This is a genomic window from Denitrobaculum tricleocarpae, from assembly GCF_007004665.1.
GTDB classification, from domain to species: domain Bacteria; phylum Pseudomonadota; class Alphaproteobacteria; order Kiloniellales; family Kiloniellaceae; genus Denitrobaculum; species Denitrobaculum tricleocarpae.
The window spans coordinates 113,545-131,107 of the sequence record NZ_ML660053.1; the positions used below are offsets into that span (position 1 = coordinate 113,545).

The following is a 17,563-nucleotide window of genomic DNA, read 5'->3' on the forward strand; positions in this document are numbered from 1 at the left end:
CTGCCGACAACAAGCAGGCGCTAACGTGTCTTGAGGGCATTCTGATAAGCACCACCGATCAACTGCGGCACGGCCTTACTGGTGTTTTGCGCGATTGCATAGCTTACATCCTCTGCGTAGCCGGCGTCCGTGAGCTCCTGACCGGACGCGCAGGCCCGGATCGCTTCCGCGCAGTTGTCCCGCATGGTCAGGTAAGCCGCGCGGGTCGCTTCGGCGTCGGGTGTCAATTCCCCTTCCATGGCGGACAGAATGGCGCCTGCGCCAAGCAAGTCTTCCAGTGCCGGGCGCAGAGTTCCGTCCGGCCACTTCTCACCCGCGGCGATGACGCCGACTCGTTCACCGACCTGGCCCACAGCTTTCGCGACGGCCCTTGCGTTCCGCAAACATCCGGCGAAGGTCGGGCAATCACCGGTCAACTCCGAGAGCGCCGAACCGTTGGGAGAGGGCAAGACAATGCGCTCGCCGGGTGCGACGTTTGAGAGCGACCCGGGCGAAAGGCTCAGTTGTCCGCCGGACGCGGATCTGGGCTGTGCGAGCGTCGCGCTATGCCGTTCGGCCTGTGCCGCGGCACCTTCACGGCCGTAGGCATAGGGGAACACGAGCGCGCCCCGGCCAACGGCCACATCGACCGCTGTCGAAAAGGATAGGACGTCGACAATGACGACCGCGTCGGAAATCGGCAGCAGAGCGCGTAGGCCGTTTTGACCCCAGGCAAAGGAGAGCAGGCGTTTTCCCATGATCTCAAACCCTCACTGCCGCCGGGCTATTCATCGATGGCGGCGATCAGAAAGTCGCGGAAGCGGCTTTCCGCAGGATCAAAGCGGTAGCCATGGCGCCAGGCGATGCCCACGTCCATGCTCGGCACAGCATCGCTGATCGGACGACGCTCCACTCGTCCGCCATCGAGCGACCAGGGGCGATAGACCAGATCCGAGAGAATGGTGACGGCGTGGCCGGTCGCGACCATGCTGCGGACCGCTTCCAGAGAGCCGGTCTCGAACACCACGTTGGGTTCATGCCCGAAGTCCTGCCAATAGCGCCGGCCGGCTTTATCCGATTCGTCGACTTTGAAAAAGACATAGGGCTCCGCAGCGACCTCGGCCATGCTCACGGTCTCCTGCCTGATCAGGGGGTGAGTATTGGCGAGCCAGAGCCTGCGGGGTGACTTTTTCAGGACCTTGCTGTGAAATCGGTCGGGACTGGAGAGATTGGAAACCAGCATAAAGGCAATATCGATCTCTTCGCGCGCCAGCATGGTTTCCAACTCTTCGCGCGACGCCTCCACCAGATCGAAATCGATCGAAGGATTTCTACGCCGAAACCGCGAGAGGAGCGGAAAGAGAGCGTAGCCAGAGGCCGTATAGGTCACGCCCAAGCGTATTTTGCCGCTCAGGTCGGGCAGTTTCTGCTGCATCGAAGCAACCGCGTCATCCACGACGAATTCGATGTTCTCGGCATGCGTCCTGAAGTTCTGCCCTTCTTGGGTCAGGGATACCCCGCCCGAGCGGCGGGTGAAGAGCGTGACACCCAGTGTCGCCTCGAGATCCTTGATGGCGAGAGTGACCGCGGACTGAGAGATGCCGAGCTGGGTCGCGGCGGCGGAGACCTTCTCGGTATCGGCGACGGCAATGAAGTAGCGGACCTGGCGGAGACTCAGCATCTGTAGGGCTTACGGGCCTATTATGAGTTTTTCTAAATTTAATATTATAAAATTTGAATTTCAAATTCCACGGAAAAGCTGACACCCTTTGTTTACGTCAATCGGATCCACGGCAAACTCACAGGAGCGACAGATGACAAGTTTGACCATCGATGACCGCATTCTTCCCTCTTCGGGTTTGGATCTTGCGGTCCTGCGGGACGCCAAACCGGCGGAGCGCGCGGCGATGCAGCGGGAAACTGCCGCTTCGCGCGATGCACAGGCGCAGACGCCTGTCGATCAGACCGGTCAGGGACAGTGGCGGGTTCTGCGCTACCTGTAAAAACAGTGTGGACTTGGCAGGTTGGCTATTGCTCGTATCCGCGGAAGATGTCTTCCAACTGAGCGAAGCCTGCGGCGTCTTTGGTAAAGGTGAAGGTGCCCTGGTCCAGGATCTCGCGCACGGCTGCGATGACCGCACCGAAGGCAAGGCGGGAAAAAGCCGAACCGACGCTGATCCGTCTCACGCCAGCCATAGCAAGGTCTTCTATCCCGAAGGTCGCGCCGGGTAAACCCATGACCACGTTGACGGGCTTGCCGACGGAGGAACAGAGCGACCTGATGTCGTCGAGTTTGTTGAGACCTGGTGCATAAAGCACGTCCGCACCGGCTTCTTCGAAAGCCTGCAAGCGCTTGATCGTGTCGTCCAGATCACGGCGGCCATGCAGAAAGTTCTCGGCGCGGGCGGTCAGGATAAAATCGCCGGGCAGGGCGCGGGCGGCTTCGACGGCGGCCGTGACCCGTTCCACGGTCAGGCCGAAATCGTAGATCGGCTTGTCGCTGTCGCCGCTGAAGTCTTCGATGGAGCAACCGGCCAGCCCGGTCGCCGCAGCCTGCGGAATGGCCTTGGCGACACCAGCCGGAGCGTCGGCGAAGCCGTTCTCCATGTCAGCAGAGACCGGCAGGTCCGTTGCCGAGACGATGCTTCTGCAGTGTGCGAGGACGTTCTCCAGGTTGATGCGGCCTTCGGGAAGACCGAGCGAGAAGGCCATCCCGGCACTGGTCGTGGCCAGGGCCTTGAAGCCGAGCGATGCCAGCACGCGCGCCGTTCCTGCATCCCAGGGATTGGGGATGACGAAGATGCCGTCCTCCTCGTGAAGGGCACGAAACCTGGCGATCTTTTCCGCTTGAGACAGCATCACAGACTCCCTTTTACGTTCATAGTTCGATGATAGTTGATCAATGTATTGAGTCAACAGGCATTGTTCGATATACATGAGCGTGTAACTGCACCAAGGCATCTGTCTTGGCAAGAGAGTACTATTCGGTCAAGGTCGAACAATGCCTGCAAAGCCCGCAACAGCTACACACTTTGACGTCTCCAAGATCGGCAAACTCCTCGGAGATTCCTCAAGGGTCGAGATGATCTCGTCTCTGATAGACGGACGGTCCCTGACGGCGCGGGAGCTCGCGCATGGGGCCGGTATCTCGGCTTCCACCGCGAGCTTTCATCTGGCCAAGCTCGTTGATGCCGGGTTGCTGATGGTCCTGAGCCAGGGACGTCATCACTTTTACCGGGTGGCCTCACCTGAAGTGGGGGCTGCCATACAGGCGCTGCTGAGACTTGCGCCCAGCGGAAAAGCAGAGCCGGCGGCCCGGCGCAAAACGCAAGTCTGTTTCGCGCGCACCTGCTACGGCCATCTCGCCGGGGTGCTGGGCCTTGCCGTCGCGGAAGCGCTACAGGCTAAGGGCTTGATCGAAGCGTGCGGCGAGGAAGATTTTCTTCTAACCCGAAAGGGCGAACGCTTTTTCAAGAAACTCGAAATAGACCTCGATGGTCTCCACGCAGGCCGGCGGCTCTTTGCCAGACAGTGCCTGGATTGGAGTGAACGGAAGCCTCATCTCGGCGGTGCGCTGGGCCAAGCCTTTACCGAAAGCCTGATAAAGCGAAAATGGTTGCGCAAGAAAACGGGTAGCCGGGAGATTCATGTGACCAAGGACGGGCAGGCGGCTCTGCGCAAACTGCTCGGCATCAGGACCGAGGCGCTGTCATCCGCTTTCTTCACTGCGGACCCGGCCAAGAATGCAACTAAGAGGAGGGAGTGATATGGCGCAGGGATTCAACCCGCCGGGAACCTGGCAGCCACGGGAGCGTGGTTTCAGCATGGGCGTGGTCCAGCATCCTGGCCATTTCATTCACTTCACCGGACAGGTGGCCTGGAACGAGGCTGAAGAGATCGTCGGTCTCGGTGATGTGGCGGAACAGACCCGGCAGTGCTTCCGGAATATCGAAGCGGTGTTGGGAGCGGTCGGCGGTCGTCTGGAGGATATCGTCTCCGTGACCACCTACTTCACCGACCGGTCACAATTGCCGGAGATTCAGGAAGTCCGGACGGCTTATTTCGATCCGCAAACAGCACCTGCAAGCACGTCGGTGATGGTGGCCGGGCTGGGGCATCCTGACTTTCTGGTCGAGCTGGCGCCCATTGCGGTTATCCCCCCGGAGCGTTTCAAACCGGTGGATTAGCCTTTGATCTATTCGGCGGCTGCTGCGGTTTCAGGCGACGTGCGCCGCCATGACGGCAGCATCGCGGCGCTCACCAGGACGATCGCGGCGGAGACCGCAAGGAAGAGGTACTGACTGTCGAATCCGTATCCCAGGCTGTGCAGGCCGGCGATCAAAGGAACGATGGCCGAACTCATGCCAAGCGAGAAGACGTATTGCACGGCAAAGGCGCGCGAGCGCCAGGCTTGCGGAACATAGCGCCCCATCAGCCAACCTGTGACCGGCAACTCGGCGAACATCAACAATACCAGGAATAGCGCGGCAGGCACGACCAGTAAGCCCGAGGTCGTCGAGACAAGCGTCAGGGCGGCAACCTGAAAGACGAGAAGCGATAGCAGGATGGGTTTCGCGCCAAAACGGTCGAGCAGATCGCCGACGGGCAATTGGGCAAAGGCCGCGACTGCGAAGACCAGGGCCGTGTAGCTGCCGATGACGGAGAGGTCGCTTGTGATGTCGGCCAGACGTTCCTCGAAGAGTTTCGGCAATGAAATGCTGACGCCGTTAAAGACGGCGCCGCCGAACAGCGCGGCGACCAGAATGACCGCGAAGACTCTGATTTGTGTGTTGCGCGTTGCCGGAACCACCGGCTGGGTGACTTTCTCCGGGTTCTTTTGTCCGCCCGCGGCAGCCCGGCGGGTCATGGACAAATAGGCGACGCCAACCCCGATGGAGATCAGACCGGGCAAAAGGAATGCGCTGCGCCAGCCGAAAGCTTCGGCCAGAAACCCGGTCAAAAGCGTGGCGCCCGCGAGCCCCATGTTGCCGTATACGCCATTGACCGCGAGCGCCCTGCCGGGCCTGTCCGACATCTGGGTCACCATGGAGAGGCCGACCGGGTGATAGATCGAAGCAAAGAGGCCCATCGCGGCAAAGCTGATCATCAGAAGCAGGGGGCCATTCGAGAGGGCAGCCAGCACGCTCGAGGCACCACAGCCGATGAAGAGCATCGCGACCAGCCATTCCCGGCGCCAGCGGTCGCCGAGCCAGCCGGCGGGCAGAGTCCCAAGTGCGAAGGCCACGTAGATCGGTGTGCCGAGCGCAAGCGCCGCGCCGTAATCGAGCTGCCAGTCGCGCTCGATCGCGATCACGGCTGTCGGAAAGATCAGCAAAAAGAAGTGATCGAAAAAGTGTCCCAGGTTGAGAAAATTAAGGGTGGTCTTGGGACTCATACGGCTTTCCATCTGTACACGCGATTGTCTGCAGGCTTGAGAATAAGCAGAGATGAAAAAGCATTCTATCCATGGTATGCCAATATTTATCGCTTAAATGACAAAACGAGTTGTCTTTTGCAGTTTTCAGGTCTCGCCAGCAGCTACGATAAGGGAACCAGGATCGAGCCGCACCGGCATGTCGGTCATCAGATCGTACATGCCCGTTCGGGCGTGATGCGGGTGACGACGTCCGACGGCAGTTGGGTTTTGCCCCCTGGCCGCGCCCTTTGGGTGCCGGCGGGCTGTACACACGAAATCCTGTGCCGTGATGCGGTCGAGATGCGCACCGTCTATCTGGCGCCCACACCTAACGCCACGCCATCAGGCTATGCGCGTGCTTCTGCGGCGGTCCCTTTGACGCTACCGGGGACGCTGCCTGAAAACTGCGTTGTCTGGCGCTTATCCGCCCTGATGCGGGAGGTGATCCTGCGCATTGCATCCGAACATGACGAGCGCCTGGACGAGCATCTTCTTGCTTTGCTCCTGGCCGAGATTAAGGTGATGGATGCCTTGCCGCTTTATCTTCCCGAACCTGCGGATCCGAAGATCAAGGTCATCACGAGCACACTGTTCTCAGCACCGGCTGACGATCGCACTCTGGAGGATTGGGCGGCTGAATTGAACCTTTCGCCGCGCACCTTGATCCGGCGGTTTCAAGCCGAGACCGGCATGACCTTTCGCCAATGGCGGCGGCAGGCCCGGTTGCTGGTGGCTCTGGAACGCCTGGCCGCGAAGGAACCGGTTACCTCGGTAGCCTACGATGTCGGATATGACGGGTTGAGCGCGTTCATCGAAGCCTTTCGCGAAGCCTTTGGCGTCACGCCGGGGCAGTACTTCCGGGATTGAGCCGCAAGCCCATCTGAGCTGTTTGCTTATCGCGTTGTTTCTCAGGTAGCCTTAGACAAAACCGGAGTCGTCGTGAAATGACCAGAGTGGCAGTAATCGGAAATGCGGGTGGCGGCAAGTCTACGCTTTGCCGGGCGATAAGCGATGCGTTGGGCCTGCCGTACCATTCCATCGACAAGATCCAGTGGCTGCCCGGTTGGGAGATGATGCCTGAAGCTGAGTTTCACATCAGACATGAAAGCCTGATTGCTGGGGAGCGCTGGATCATTGACGGCTTCGGGCCCTGGCAGGATATCGAGCGTCGCTTCGATGCCGCCGATACGATCGTCTTTATCGACCTGCCTCTCTGGCGGCACCTGCTTTGGGCGACGAAACGGCAAATCCGGTCAGTGTTTTTGGGCAGAACCGATGGTCCAGAAGGCTGTCCGATGTGGCAGGTGACCTTTAAGCTCTATCGGATGATGTGGTGGCTGCATCGTAAGGTCCGTCCGAAACTGATCGCGGCAATGGATGCATATCGCGCTGATCGGGATATCATCCACCTTCGGTCGCCGCGCGACATCGAAGGCTTCCGCAAGGCTTGTCTGAAGCTGCAGCCTCACCACTAGACGAATTTCAGCTGTAGACTGCCACGATCCAGATAGTCCGGATGTCGTTCTGATCCTCCGACAGGGGCATCTCTATGGCTTCGAAAGACTGGAAGTGCTTTTGAGCAAAGTCGGATTTTCCGTAACAGCGGATTGGCCGTCTGTAAGTCTGGATCAGTTCGACGCCCCGTTTGAAGGACTGGAGCGTGCTGTCTACATAAAGCTGGTCCCAATACTTGCCGGTCGAATCACGTCCAAGCGCACTGGTGATGTGGGTCCCGATCAGTCGCCAGCGGTAGCGTATCGGTGGTCCTGGCTCAATGTCGAGAAGCTGCATGTGCGGCAGCATCGCCGCTGGAACTTGAACCGGATCCAGATCGCCGCGGGAAGGCAGCTCACGCTCTCCGCGGAGCTTTTGCCACAGTGAGTAAGCGTCTTTGAGAAGGTCGTGTTCGAAGTTCAGATCGGGATCGTATTGCAGCGGACTCCAATCGTCCGATATCCGCGCGCCAGGATGCTGAACAGAATCCATCAATTCAAAACTCTCAGATTGCCTTGGCGCATTATTTCGTAAAGCCGATCTTCAGCTCGCCTTACTTCGAAACGCAGATCTATCCCGACATTTTCTATAACGTCTGTTATTTAACAAGTGATTATTGAATTATGTTTGCCTTGCCCGTGCTGGACGAGTGATTTCGAATAAATGCACTCAAGCCTGTGGCGCTTGTCGTTCTTTTGTGCTGTCGGGATCAGAGCAGCCCGGGTGACCGGGAGTCCGCGCAAATTCGACCCAAGCCGGGTTTGAGAAGGGGCGAGCGGGGCAAGACAAACGGTCACTCCGTCTGAGACTTGTATAACACTGCACAAAAGCAGGATCACGACCGGCGGGCTCCGCCCTTCGCAATCCTGCTAAGTGGGATACGGTCGTTCGCGCCGGGGATCGGGGGCAGCGGGGCGCGCGACGACAATTCTCTTCGAACCGGTTCTGATGCCGGCATGGCTTTGAACGCTCCGCTTTTCATCAGGCCGCCTGGTTGACGTCGGCGCTGTAGGGGGGTGACGGGAAGTACTCGACGTAAGCCTGGACTTCGCGTGCGAAGGCGGGGGAGGTCAACTGGCCCAGGAGCCAAAGTGTCATATCGATCCCCGCCGAGACGCCCGCCGATGTGACCAGGTTTCCATCCTGCACATAGCGGACGTCATCCAGTACGTCCGCCGCGCGGCCTGCGGCCCGCAATTCTGGTATCGCATCGTGAAAGGTCGTGATCCGTTTGCCGTCGATCAATCCGGCAGCCTGCAGAATACGGGCGCCCGTGCACACCGACGTGACCCATTTCGCGCCCGCCGCCTGTTTCTGGATCCAGGCGATCATCTCGCCGTTTTCAGCGGCCAGTCTGCTGCCGTTGCCGCCCGGAACCAGCATTACGTCAAGCTGAGGTGCATCGGCACAAAGCGCATGGGCCACGACCTTCATGCGCTTGTTACATGTGACCTCAAGTTGGTCCAGTGCGTAGGTCTTGACCTGGATGTCCTCGGGACGGCGATCTTCGGCGGCGGCCAGGATCTCGTAGGGACCAACAAAATCGAGTTCCTCGACCCGATCAAAAAGTAGGATTCCAATCTGCATAGCGACTCTCTCTTGTTAATTCAGTGTTCTGAATTCGAAATTTAACATGTGTATTTGTTTGACTTAGAGAGCATAATGCGGCTTTGTTTTGACCGATATGACAATATGCAGTCAAAATCAGACAGAACCGACGTCCGGCGAAGTTCCAGTCACGATGATTCTTTTCCCGGATGTGATGATGCTCGACGTTGTCGGTCCGCTTCAGGTCTTCAGCACGGCTAACCGTTTTCTTGAGCAGCCCTTTTACCGGGTTCGCACCATCAGTGAGGACGGCGCTCCCGTTGAAGGGGAATCCGGCCTGGCGCTTCTGGCCGATGCCGGCTTCGACGCCGATCTTCCTTCCGGTGATCTTTTTACACCCGGCGGACCCGGAGTCGACCGACAGTGCCGGAACCCGGTTCTGATCGATTTCCTGCGGCAGGCGGCTCCCCAGCAGCGCCGGGTCGCGTCGGTTTGCTCGGGCAGTCTTTTACTCGCGGAGGCGGGTTTGCTGGATAACCGGCAAGCGACCTGTCACTGGAGTCGGACGCCTGACCTTTGGCGGCGTTATCCGGCGGTGCGATGGCTGCCCGATGAAATCTATACCCGGGATGGCAAGGTTTTCACCTCGGCCGGCGTCACCGCAGGTATCGACTTGGCGTTGGCCATGGTGGAGGAGGATCTGGGCAGCGATATCGCACTTGAGGTGGCGCGGGAACTGGTGGTTTACATGCGCCGCTCCGGCGGTCAGAGCCAGTATTCGCGGCCGTTGCGGGCACAGAGTGCAAGTGCGCCAGGTCTCCGCAGGTTGTGCGAAGCCATCGCGGCGGAGCCTGCGGCGGATTGGCGGGTGACGCGCATGAGCGCCTTCGCCAATCTGACGGAACGCAGCCTGCACCGGCTCTTTATCAAGGAGTTCGGCGAGAGTCCCTCGCGCTTCGTCGAGGGCCTGCGCGTGGACTTTGCCCGCAGTGCCCTCGAGCAAACAGCGGCGTCTTTCGACCAGGTGGCGGCCTTATCAGGCCTCAGGGATGCGCAAACCCTCCGCAGGGCCTTTGCCAAACATCTTGGATTGACGCCCGGTGCCTACCGCAGCCGTTTCAGGTCGACGGCCTGACGCCGGCAGCCGGTTAGAGGTTGCTCAGAGTCCCTCGACAACAATAAAATTGCCTTCAGATACAGGCTGGCGGATTTTGACCGCTTCCTGATAGGCGTCGGAATTGTAGAAGGCCCTGGCGGTCTCCACATCCGCGAATTCGACGATCACCAGCCGTGCGCCGCTGTCTTCGCCCTCGAGCACCTCCAGGGCGCCGCCACGCGCCAGATAGCGTCCGCCGTGCGCTTCGATCGCTGCTGAGGCCTTCGTTTTGTAGGCTTCGTAGCCCTCCGGATCGTGAACCTTCACACGTGCGATCATGTAAGCTGGCATAGGTCGTCAAGTCTCCACTGTCTGGTTGCGCCAAGAAATCCTTGCTCTTGGGTCACCCATTCTGACGGAGCTTCGCCACGGCACAAGGACGAAGGAGGCCCTTGCCGGAGTCTGACTACTCTGCGGCGTTGCGCGAAGGCTCCGGGTTACGGAAAGACTGCAAGAGAGCTGCCTCACGCGCCTTGGCCTCGGTGATGTGGCGTTCCTTCACATGGCCATAGCCCCGGATGTGTTCGGGCACCGATGCCAGATCGACCGCAACGGCGTGCGTATCATGAGACAGGCCCGCAATAAGCTCATCAAGCATTGATTCGTAATCGGCGATGAGCTGCCGCTCCATCTTGCGTTCGTCCGTGTGTCCGAAGATGTCGAACCTGCTGCCGCGCAGGCCTTTGAATTTTGAAAGCAACTTGAAGGCCTGCAAAATCCAGGGGCCGAATTCCCGTTTCTTGAGGTGGCCGCTTTCCGGGTCCCGCGCCGCCATAATAGGCGGGGCAAGATGGACACTCAGTTTGAAATCGCCCTCGAACTGTTGATGCAGTTTCTGCGTAAACTCCTCTGTGGAATAAAGCCGCGCAACCTCGTACTCATCCTTAATGGCGAGCAGTTTGAAGTAGTAGCGTGCGACCGCTTCTGTGAGCTCTGTCGAGCCTGACAGCTTGGACGCTTCCGCTTTTTGGACCCTGTCCACAAGAGACCGGTAGCGCGCGGCATAGGCCGCGTCCTGATAGTCCGTCAGAAAGGCGACTCTGCGCTCGACAAGCTCGTCCAGGCTCTCCGAGAAATGATGGCTCACCGGCTCTTTTGGTGGTGCCGCAAATTCCTTTACGGCATTCAGATCGTGGGCGGCGCGCCGGCCCCAGCGGAAGGCGCGCGTGTTGGCTTCGACAGCGACCCCGTTCAGCACAATGGCTTGATCAATTGCGTCGAGGCTGAGCGGGATGAGGCCTTTTTGCCAGGCGTAGCCCAGCATAAAGAGGTTGGTCGCGATCGAATCGCCCAGGATGGCTGTGGCCATCTGCGTGGCGTCCAGGAAATCGGCGTGATCTGCGCCGACTTCTTCCTCGATGCGTTCCTGAAGACGCTGGGAGGGGAAGAGAAGGTCCGGGTTGCGGGTGAATTCACCGGTGACCGCCTCGTGACTGTTGATAACGGCGCGGCCACGGCCATGTTCGATTTTTGACAAGGCGTCCGCGCCCGCGGCGACCACGAGATCGCACCCGAGCAAAAGCTTTGCGCCGCCTGCCGAGACCCGCACCGCATGGATATCTTCGGGCTTGCTCGAGATGCGCACGTGGCTGACCACGGCGCCGCCTTTCTGCGCCAGGCCCGCCATGTCCAGCACCGAGCAGCCTTTGCCTTCGATATGTGCGGCCATGCCGATCAACGCGCCGATGGTCACGACGCCGGTACCGCCGACACCCGTAATGACGATGCTGTAGGGCTCGTTCAGCGAGGGCAGGGTGGGATCGGAAAGCTCGTCCCACTGAGACGCCTGTTGATCCGCGTTCTCGCCGTTGATGGCTTTTGTGATCGGCTTTTTCTTGCGCAGGGCACCGCCATGTACGGTCACAAAGCTGGGACAGAACCCCTTAACGCAGGAGAAATCCTTGTTGCAGGATGACTGGTCGATGACGCGCTTGCGCCCGAACTCGGTCTCCAGGGGGGCGACGGAGACACAGTTCGACTGAACCGAGCAATCTCCGCAGCCTTCACAGACGGCGTCGTTGATGAAGACCCGCTTGGGCGGATCGGGGAAGAGCCCACGCTTCCGCCGTCGGCGTTTTTCCGCCGCGCAGGTCTGGTCATAGAGAATGACCGACACCCCTTCGATCTCGCGCATGTCCCGTTGAACCCGGTCCAGCTCGTCCCGGTGTTCGATGGTGATGCCGTGTGCCCAATCGGTACCCAGGGGGTATTTGTCCGGCTCGTCCGTGACCACGACGATGCGCTTGACGCCCTCGGCCTCGAGTTGCCGGGTGATCATGGCCGGATCCAAGGGGCCGTCGTGGGGCTGGCCGCCGGTCATGGCGACAGCGTCGTTGTAAAGAACTTTGTAGGTGATGTTGACCTTGGCCGCGACGGCGGCCCGCACCGCCATGATGCCTGAGTGGAAATAGGTCCCATCGCCCAGGTTTGCGAAGACATGCTTGGTTTTGCTGAAAGGCGCCTGTCCGACCCAGGGCACACCTTCGCCGCCCATCTGGGTGAAGGTTTCCGTATCCCGGTCCATCCAGATCGCCATGTAGTGGCAACCGATACCGGCCATGGCACGGCTGCCTTCCGGCACCTTGGTCGAGGTGTTGTGCGGACAACCGGAGCAGAAATAGGGGATGCGGGCAATCGGAGCCGCCTCGCTGTTCAGTGCTTTTTCCTTTTGCTCCAGGAAAGCCAGGCGCTGATCGATATGCTCGCTGCTGTAAAAGCGGCTGATGCGCTGCGCCAGGACGCGGGCGATACGCGCCGGTGTGATCTCGTCGATTGATGGCAGGATCCACTCGCCGTCTTCGTCGTACTTGCCGATCACCCGGGGGCGCACATCGGGGCGCCAGTTGTAGAGCTGCTCTTTGAGCTGGTTCTCGATGACCGCTCGTTTTTCTTCGACGACGACGATCTCTTCAAGGCCCTCGGCAAAGCGCCGCATTCCCTCGCGCTCCAGCGGCCAGGTCATGCCGACCTTGTACAGGCTGAGGCCGATGTCGGCCGCCATCTCTTCGTCGATGCCGAGGTCATCCAGAGCCTGCCGCACATCGAGGTAGGACTTGCCGGCGGTGACGATGCCCAGGCGCCGCTTCTGAGGCGAATCGATGACTGTTTTATCGAGCTTGTTGGCCCGGGCGAAGGCGAGGGCGGCGTATATCTTGTGAGCCTGCAGCCGTTCTTCCTGCTCCAGCACGCCGTCCGGCCAGCGGATGTTCAGGCCCTCTGCGGGCATGTTGAAATCCTGCGGCATCTCTATGTCGATCCGGTGCGGATCAACATAGACACTGGCGGAGGAATCGACCGTTTCGCCGATGGTTTTGAAGCCGACCCAGCAGCCCGAGTAACGGCTCATGGCCCATCCGAGCAAGCCCAGGTCCAGGAACTCCTGGACGCCGGCCGGGTTGAGCACCGGGATCATGGCATCCATGAAGGCGTATTCGCACTGGTGCGCGGTCGTGGAAGACTTTGCGGTGTGGTCATCGCCGGCCAGCAGAAGTACACCGCCGTGCGGGGCGGAGCCTGCCAGGTTGCCATGGCGGAAGACATCGCCACTGCGGTCGACTCCGGGGCCCTTGCCATACCACATGGAATAGACGCCGTCGTAGTTACTGTCCCCGAAGAGATGGCCTTGCTGGCTGCCCCAGACAGCGGTCGCGGCGAGGTCTTCATTTACGCCGGGCTGAAAATGAATGTGGTTTTTGGCAAGAAACTGGCGGGCGGACCAGAGCTGCTGATCGACTCCGCCAAGAGGCGAGCCACGATAGCCAGAGATAAAACAACCGGTGTTAAGGCCTGCAGCAACGTCGCGCTGACGCTGCATCATCGGCAGGCGAACCAGGGCCTGCGTGCCGGTCAGGTATACCCGTCCGGATTCGAGCGCGTACTTGTCGTCGAGAGTTACCGCATTAAGAGCCATCGTTTCCTCTCCCGAGCAGGGTTATATCGTTTTATACTCTAAAAGGTAATCAATGCTGACCTAAATGGCAATTTGCGAGGGTCGAATCCGGCAAAAAAGCAACCTTCGTGCCCACTATATTGGATTAGCTTAACGAAAGTACCAACTTGTCGGCCTCCGGGGTAATTTTGCGGAACGTGAGTTTTGGTTTGCGGACGTCTGACGCTCCGTTTGTCCTCGCGTAACTCCATCCGCGCATACCTCCGCGCCGCGCGACTCTGCACTGCACGACTTTGCACTGCACGATGCCAACCGTGTCGTGGCCGCTCAGGCTTTCTTCTTCTTTTCGTAAAGTTCGTCGAGAACCTTGCCGTATTCCTCTCTGATTTTGTGGCGGCGAATCTTAAGGGTCGGGGTCATCATGGCGTTGTCGGTTGTAAAGGCCTCGGGTGCGATGATGAAGCGCCGCACCTTCTCCATCGGCGACAGCAGTTTATTCACCTGATCGACAACGCCCGCCAGATGTTTGCGCAGATCCGGGTCGGCGCTCAGGATTTTGAGATCGGGCTTTTTGCCGTTCTCTTTCGACCAGCTTCTCAGGAACTCTTCGTCGGGCACCAGCAGAGCGACCAAATTCGGGCGCTTGTCGCCATAGGCCATGGCCTGATGAACTTCGGGCTGCAGGGTCAGGAAGCCCTCGATGCGGGCCGGTGAGACGTTATCACCACCCGAGAAGACGATGATGTCCTTTTTCCGGTCGGTGATCTGAATGTAGTTATGCTCGTCGAGCCGTCCGACGTCACCGGTGTGTAACCATCCGTCTTTGATCACATTGGCGGTGGCTTCTTCGTCGTCCCAGTAACCGTTCATCACCAGCTCGCCGCGCACCAGGATTTCACCGTCATCGGCAATCTTGACCTCAACGCCCTTCAGGGGCGGGCCGACCGTGTGCATCTTCACGCGGCCCGGCCGGTTGCAGGAAATCACCGGCGAGGATTCCGTCTGGCCATATCCCTGCAAGACGGGGAGGCCCAATGCGACGAAGAAAACACCGATGTCCGGATTGAGCGCCGCGCCGCCGGAAACCATGGCCTTCAGACGGCCGCCAAAGCGCTTGCGGATCTTGCCGCGCACCAGGATTTCGACGACGAAATCGAGCAGGCGTTCTTTCACGGTCAAGCTCGTAGGATCGACATAGCGCTTACGGCCGAGGGTTTCAGCCAGATTGAACAGCCGCTGTTTAAACGGGCTCTGCGTTTCGACACCGCGCCGGATCCGCTGCAGCATGCTTTCGTAGAGACGTGGCACCGCAGTCATGATCGTCGGCTTCACCTCGCCGAGATTGTTGAGCAGCTTTTCGATGCTTTCCGCGTAGTAAATCTCGGCGCCGATCGACATCGGGAAAAACTGGCCGGCGGTGTGTTCGTAGGAATGGGTGAGCGGCAGGAAACAGAGGAAGACTTCCCGCTCCAAGCCCAGTTCTTCAAGCAGGTCATGCGCGCCCATGCAGTTGCACATGATTGCGCCATGGCTGAGCATCACCGCCTTTGGCACGCCGCCGGTGCCCGAGGTGTAAATGAAGCAAGCGGTTTCGTGCCGCTGCGCGAAACCCGCGTATTCCTTGACGTCATCTGGCTGCAACGAGCCTTCGTGCAAGACCTCGTCCCAGCGGTAGAGGTCCATCGGCACGGACTGGCCCTGTTCCAGGTCCTCGATGGAGATGACCCATTTGCAGTTTGGGGAATCCAGGGCCGCCGGCATGAGTTTCCGCGCCAGCGCCCGTGTGGAGACGATGACCCCGCGCGCCCGCGAGTTGGTGAGGATATGCAGGTGATCGCTGATGGTGTTGGTTGTGTAGGCGGGCACCGTAATGCCGCCCGCTGCCATGATCGCCACATCTGAAATCAGCCATTCCGGGCGGTTTTCCGACACAAGAACGACTCTCTCACCCCGTTCCAGACCCAGGCCGCGCAGACCGCGCGCCAGATCCTTGACCTGTGATTCGACTTCGCGCCACGTCAGAGGTTGATAGGCGCCATCGCGTTTTGCCCAGAGGAAATTTGTGTTCGCATGCTTTTCCGCCTGCTCGAAAAACATCTCGGTTAAGCTGTTCCAGGCCGAAAAATTCATGGTTCCCCCTTCTCACACCGGTGGGCCGGTGTATGGCTGCCCGCTTTGATCACGCAGGTTTGTCCTTGGCGATCACGTATTTGGAGCCTATATCGCTAGCGGTCAAGGTGTGTGTGCCGAGGAGGAACGTCCGTGTCGAACGCTGCGAAGCCGAAATCCGTGATTGATGACAAGCTGGGCACCCTGCCTGCCTGGGATTTGAGTGACCTTTACCCGGGCACGGATTCACCTGAGTTGAAGCAGGATCTGGAGCGCTGTGAAACGGCGGCAAAGGACTTCCACAAGCGCTACGAGGGAGGCCTTGGTGATCTGGACGGCGCCGCCCTCGCGGGGGCGATAGATGCCTATCAGGCCTTGCAGGAGACCCTTGGGCGGGTGATGAGTTATGCCCAGCTGGTCTATTCCGGCAACATGAGTGACCCCGCAGTCACGCAGTTCTATCAGGCGATGCAGGAACGCACGACCGCGATCTCCACGGCCATGCTCTTCTTCACTCTGGAACTCAACGGTCTGGAAGATGACCTGCTCCAGTCCAAGCTCTCGTCCCCCGAGTTGGCGCACTACGGCCCCTGGCTGCGCGATCTGCGCTCCTATCGGCCGCACCAGCTCGACGAGGAAATCGAGCGACTGCTGCACGAGAAGTCCGTCAGTGGCCGGGCGGCGTGGACACGGCTCTTCGATGAGACCATGGCGGCCTTGCGCTTTCCCTTCGCGGGTGGCGAGCTGGGCAATGCGGAAATTCTCAACAAGCTGGGTGACCGGAGCCCCGAGGTGCGTAAGGAAGCCGCGAAGTCGCTGGGCAAGGTCCTGGGCGAGAACCAGCGGACCTTTGCGCTGATCACCAATACCCTGGCCAAGGATAAACAGACCGAGGACAGCTGGCGCAAATTCGCGCGTCCGATCTCATCGAGGAATCTGGCCAATGTGGTCGAGGACGAGGTGGTCGATGCACTGGTGACCTCGGTCTCCGATGCCTATCCTTCGATGTCGCATCGCTATTACAAGCTCAAAGCCAAGTGGTTCGGCGTCGAACAGCTGCCCTACTGGGACCGCAATGCGCCTTTGCCGGACGATAACGATAAGATTATCTCCTGGGATGACGCACGCAGCACCGTGCTCGATGCCTACGCCTCCTTCTCGCCGAAGCTGGCGGAGGTGGGCAGCCGTTTCTTCGAGAAACCCTGGATCGATGCGCCGGTGCGGCCCGGAAAAGCTCCGGGCGCCTTCGCGCATCCGACCGTGCCCTCGGCTCATCCTTACCTTCTGTTGAACTACCAAGGCCGGACGCGCGATGTCATGACCCTGGCCCATGAGCTCGGGCACGGCTGCCATCAGGTCTTTGCCGCGCCCCAGGGGCACCTGATGGCGGATACCCCGCTGACGCTTGCCGAGACCGCGTCAGTCTTCGGTGAGATGCTGACCTTCCAGTCTCTTTTGCGCGCTGAAAGCGACCCGACCCGGCGCAAGGTGATGTTGGCGTCCAAGGTCGAGGACATGCTGAACACGGTTGTGCGCCAGATCGCCATGCATCAGTTTGAGACCCGTGTGCACGATGAGCGCCGCTCAGGTGAACTGCTGCCCGAGCGTCTGGGCGAGATCTGGCTTGAAACCCAGCGCGAGAGCCTTGGACCGGCTTTGAAATTCGATGCGGATTATAAGCACTATTGGGCTTACATCCCCCACTTCATCCACGTGCCTTTCTATGTTTACGCCTATGCCTTCGGCGATTGTCTCGTGAATTCACTCTATGCGGTCTACGAGCAGGCATCTGAGGGATTCGCTGAGAAATACCTCGAAATGCTGAGCGCGGGCGGCACGAAACGTCACAAAGAGCTTCTGGCGCCCTTCGGGTTGGACGCCTCTGATCCCGACTTCTGGGGGCAGGGCTTGAGCCTGATCGGCCGCTTCATCGACGAACTGGAGCAGATAGACTGATTCCCGACTCAGGAGG

Annotated in this window: 15 protein-coding genes and 1 pseudogene; 7 read left to right on the top strand and 9 right to left on the bottom strand. The window is 59.6% G+C overall.

Annotated elements, in window-relative coordinates; genetic code table 11:
- Nucleotides 1-20: 20 nt before the first annotated feature.
- Both FKG95_RS05350 and FKG95_RS05355 read right to left on the bottom strand, forming a co-directional pair.
- Nucleotides 21-737 (bottom strand): 2-phosphosulfolactate phosphatase, encoded by a 717-nt coding sequence (locus tag FKG95_RS05350; RefSeq protein WP_142895307.1) that lies wholly within the window; start codon nucleotides 735-737, stop codon nucleotides 21-23.
- Nucleotides 738-763: 26 nt separating this feature from the next.
- Nucleotides 764-1,660 carry a LysR family transcriptional regulator gene (locus FKG95_RS05355; RefSeq protein WP_142895308.1) on the bottom strand — a complete coding sequence of 299 codons (897 nt, stop codon included), beginning with the start codon at nucleotides 1,658-1,660 and terminating at the stop codon, nucleotides 764-766.
- 133 nt (nucleotides 1,661-1,793) lie between these two features.
- Between FKG95_RS05355 and FKG95_RS05360 the strand changes: the two genes are divergently transcribed.
- The gene (locus FKG95_RS05360; RefSeq protein WP_142895309.1) at nucleotides 1,794-1,982 is read left to right on the top strand and encodes a hypothetical protein; all 189 of its coding nucleotides are present in this window, start codon (nucleotides 1,794-1,796) and stop codon (nucleotides 1,980-1,982) included.
- 25 nt (nucleotides 1,983-2,007) lie between these two features.
- Here FKG95_RS05360 and FKG95_RS05365 read toward each other — a convergent pair whose 3' ends face one another.
- Nucleotides 2,008-2,838: an isocitrate lyase/PEP mutase family protein gene (locus tag FKG95_RS05365; RefSeq protein ID WP_142895310.1), complete on the bottom strand. Its 831-nt coding sequence runs from the start codon at nucleotides 2,836-2,838 to the stop codon at nucleotides 2,008-2,010.
- Nucleotides 2,839-2,980: 142 nt separating this feature from the next.
- Here FKG95_RS05365 and FKG95_RS05370 point away from each other — a divergent pair, with 142 nt between their 5' ends.
- Both FKG95_RS05370 and FKG95_RS05375 read left to right on the top strand, forming a co-directional pair.
- Entirely contained in the window at nucleotides 2,981-3,745 is a 765-nt protein-coding gene (locus FKG95_RS05370; protein ID WP_142895311.1) for an ArsR/SmtB family transcription factor, read from the top strand.
- A 1-nt stretch (nucleotide 3,746) separates the two neighbouring features.
- A complete protein-coding gene (locus FKG95_RS05375; protein ID WP_142895312.1) occupies nucleotides 3,747-4,166 on the top strand; it encodes a RidA family protein in 420 nt (139 codons plus the stop codon).
- 8 nt (nucleotides 4,167-4,174) lie between these two features.
- Here the strand turns inward: FKG95_RS05375 and FKG95_RS05380 are convergent, their stop codons facing one another.
- The gene (locus tag FKG95_RS05380) at nucleotides 4,175-5,374 is read right to left on the bottom strand and encodes an MFS transporter (protein ID WP_179953942.1); all 1,200 of its coding nucleotides are present in this window, start codon (nucleotides 5,372-5,374) and stop codon (nucleotides 4,175-4,177) included.
- Nucleotides 5,375-5,491: 117 nt separating this feature from the next.
- Here FKG95_RS05380 and FKG95_RS05385 point away from each other — a divergent pair, with 117 nt between their 5' ends.
- Both FKG95_RS05385 and FKG95_RS05390 read left to right on the top strand, forming a co-directional pair.
- Nucleotides 5,492-6,262 carry an AraC family transcriptional regulator gene (locus FKG95_RS05385; RefSeq protein WP_246116696.1) on the top strand — a complete coding sequence of 257 codons (771 nt, stop codon included), beginning with the start codon at nucleotides 5,492-5,494 and terminating at the stop codon, nucleotides 6,260-6,262.
- Between the two features lie 77 nt (nucleotides 6,263-6,339).
- Nucleotides 6,340-6,870 (top strand): P-loop NTPase family protein, encoded by a 531-nt coding sequence (locus FKG95_RS05390; protein ID WP_142895314.1) that lies wholly within the window; start codon nucleotides 6,340-6,342, stop codon nucleotides 6,868-6,870.
- 7 nt (nucleotides 6,871-6,877) lie between these two features.
- On the opposite strand, the gene FKG95_RS05395 is transcribed toward FKG95_RS05390, so the two are convergent.
- Both FKG95_RS05395 and FKG95_RS05400 read right to left on the bottom strand, forming a co-directional pair.
- Nucleotides 6,878-7,381, bottom strand: coding sequence for a PAS domain-containing protein (locus FKG95_RS05395; protein ID WP_142895315.1), 504 nt, complete (start codon nucleotides 7,379-7,381; stop codon nucleotides 6,878-6,880).
- Between the two features lie 489 nt (nucleotides 7,382-7,870).
- Entirely contained in the window at nucleotides 7,871-8,476 is a 606-nt protein-coding gene (locus FKG95_RS05400; protein WP_142895316.1) for a DJ-1/PfpI family protein, read from the bottom strand.
- Nucleotides 8,477-8,630: 154 nt separating this feature from the next.
- Here FKG95_RS05400 and FKG95_RS05405 point away from each other — a divergent pair, with 154 nt between their 5' ends.
- A complete protein-coding gene (locus FKG95_RS05405) occupies nucleotides 8,631-9,572 on the top strand; it encodes a GlxA family transcriptional regulator (protein ID WP_142895317.1) in 942 nt (313 codons plus the stop codon).
- Nucleotides 9,573-9,596: 24 nt separating this feature from the next.
- Here FKG95_RS05405 and FKG95_RS05410 read toward each other — a convergent pair whose 3' ends face one another.
- The 3 genes and pseudogenes from FKG95_RS05410 to FKG95_RS05420 form a co-directional block, all read right to left on the bottom strand.
- A complete protein-coding gene (locus tag FKG95_RS05410; protein ID WP_142895318.1) occupies nucleotides 9,597-9,884 on the bottom strand; it encodes a DUF1330 domain-containing protein in 288 nt (95 codons plus the stop codon).
- Nucleotides 9,885-9,999: 115 nt separating this feature from the next.
- Nucleotides 10,000-13,506: pseudogene (locus FKG95_RS05415) on the bottom strand (indolepyruvate ferredoxin oxidoreductase family protein); the annotation flags it as partial.
- Between the two features lie 303 nt (nucleotides 13,507-13,809).
- Nucleotides 13,810-15,612 (bottom strand): AMP-dependent synthetase/ligase, encoded by a 1,803-nt coding sequence (locus FKG95_RS05420; RefSeq protein ID WP_142895320.1) that lies wholly within the window; start codon nucleotides 15,610-15,612, stop codon nucleotides 13,810-13,812.
- A gap of 132 nt (nucleotides 15,613-15,744) precedes the next feature.
- Between FKG95_RS05420 and FKG95_RS05425 the strand changes: the two genes are divergently transcribed.
- Entirely contained in the window at nucleotides 15,745-17,547 is a 1,803-nt protein-coding gene (locus FKG95_RS05425) for a M3 family oligoendopeptidase (RefSeq protein ID WP_142895321.1), read from the top strand.
- Nucleotides 17,548-17,563: the final 16 nt, after the last annotated feature.

What these genes read in the sequence shown, in the direction of transcription:
- FKG95_RS05375 (WP_142895312.1), top strand. Translation starts at nt 3,747, where the DNA reads ATGGCGCAGGGATTCAACCCGCCGGGAACCTGGCAGCCACGGGAGCGT.
- FKG95_RS05405 (WP_142895317.1), top strand. Translation starts at nt 8,631, where the DNA reads ATGATTCTTTTCCCGGATGTGATGATGCTCGACGTTGTCGGTCCGCTT.
- FKG95_RS05400 (WP_142895316.1), bottom strand. Translation starts at nt 8,476, where the DNA reads ATGCAGATTGGAATCCTACTTTTTGATCGGGTCGAGGAACTCGATTTT.
- FKG95_RS05350 (WP_142895307.1), bottom strand. Translation starts at nt 737, where the DNA reads ATGGGAAAACGCCTGCTCTCCTTTGCCTGGGGTCAAAACGGCCTACGC.
- FKG95_RS05390 (WP_142895314.1), top strand. Translation starts at nt 6,340, where the DNA reads ATGACCAGAGTGGCAGTAATCGGAAATGCGGGTGGCGGCAAGTCTACG.
- FKG95_RS05395 (WP_142895315.1), bottom strand. Translation starts at nt 7,381, where the DNA reads ATGGATTCTGTTCAGCATCCTGGCGCGCGGATATCGGACGATTGGAGT.
- FKG95_RS05420 (WP_142895320.1), bottom strand. Translation starts at nt 15,612, where the DNA reads ATGAATTTTTCGGCCTGGAACAGCTTAACCGAGATGTTTTTCGAGCAG.
- FKG95_RS05355 (WP_142895308.1), bottom strand. Translation starts at nt 1,660, where the DNA reads ATGCTGAGTCTCCGCCAGGTCCGCTACTTCATTGCCGTCGCCGATACC.
- FKG95_RS05365 (WP_142895310.1), bottom strand. Translation starts at nt 2,838, where the DNA reads ATGCTGTCTCAAGCGGAAAAGATCGCCAGGTTTCGTGCCCTTCACGAG.
- FKG95_RS05380 (WP_179953942.1), bottom strand. Translation starts at nt 5,374, where the DNA reads ATGAGTCCCAAGACCACCCTTAATTTTCTCAACCTGGGACACTTTTTC.
- FKG95_RS05370 (WP_142895311.1), top strand. Translation starts at nt 2,981, where the DNA reads ATGCCTGCAAAGCCCGCAACAGCTACACACTTTGACGTCTCCAAGATC.
- FKG95_RS05360 (WP_142895309.1), top strand. Translation starts at nt 1,794, where the DNA reads ATGACAAGTTTGACCATCGATGACCGCATTCTTCCCTCTTCGGGTTTG.
- FKG95_RS05410 (WP_142895318.1), bottom strand. Translation starts at nt 9,884, where the DNA reads ATGCCAGCTTACATGATCGCACGTGTGAAGGTTCACGATCCGGAGGGC.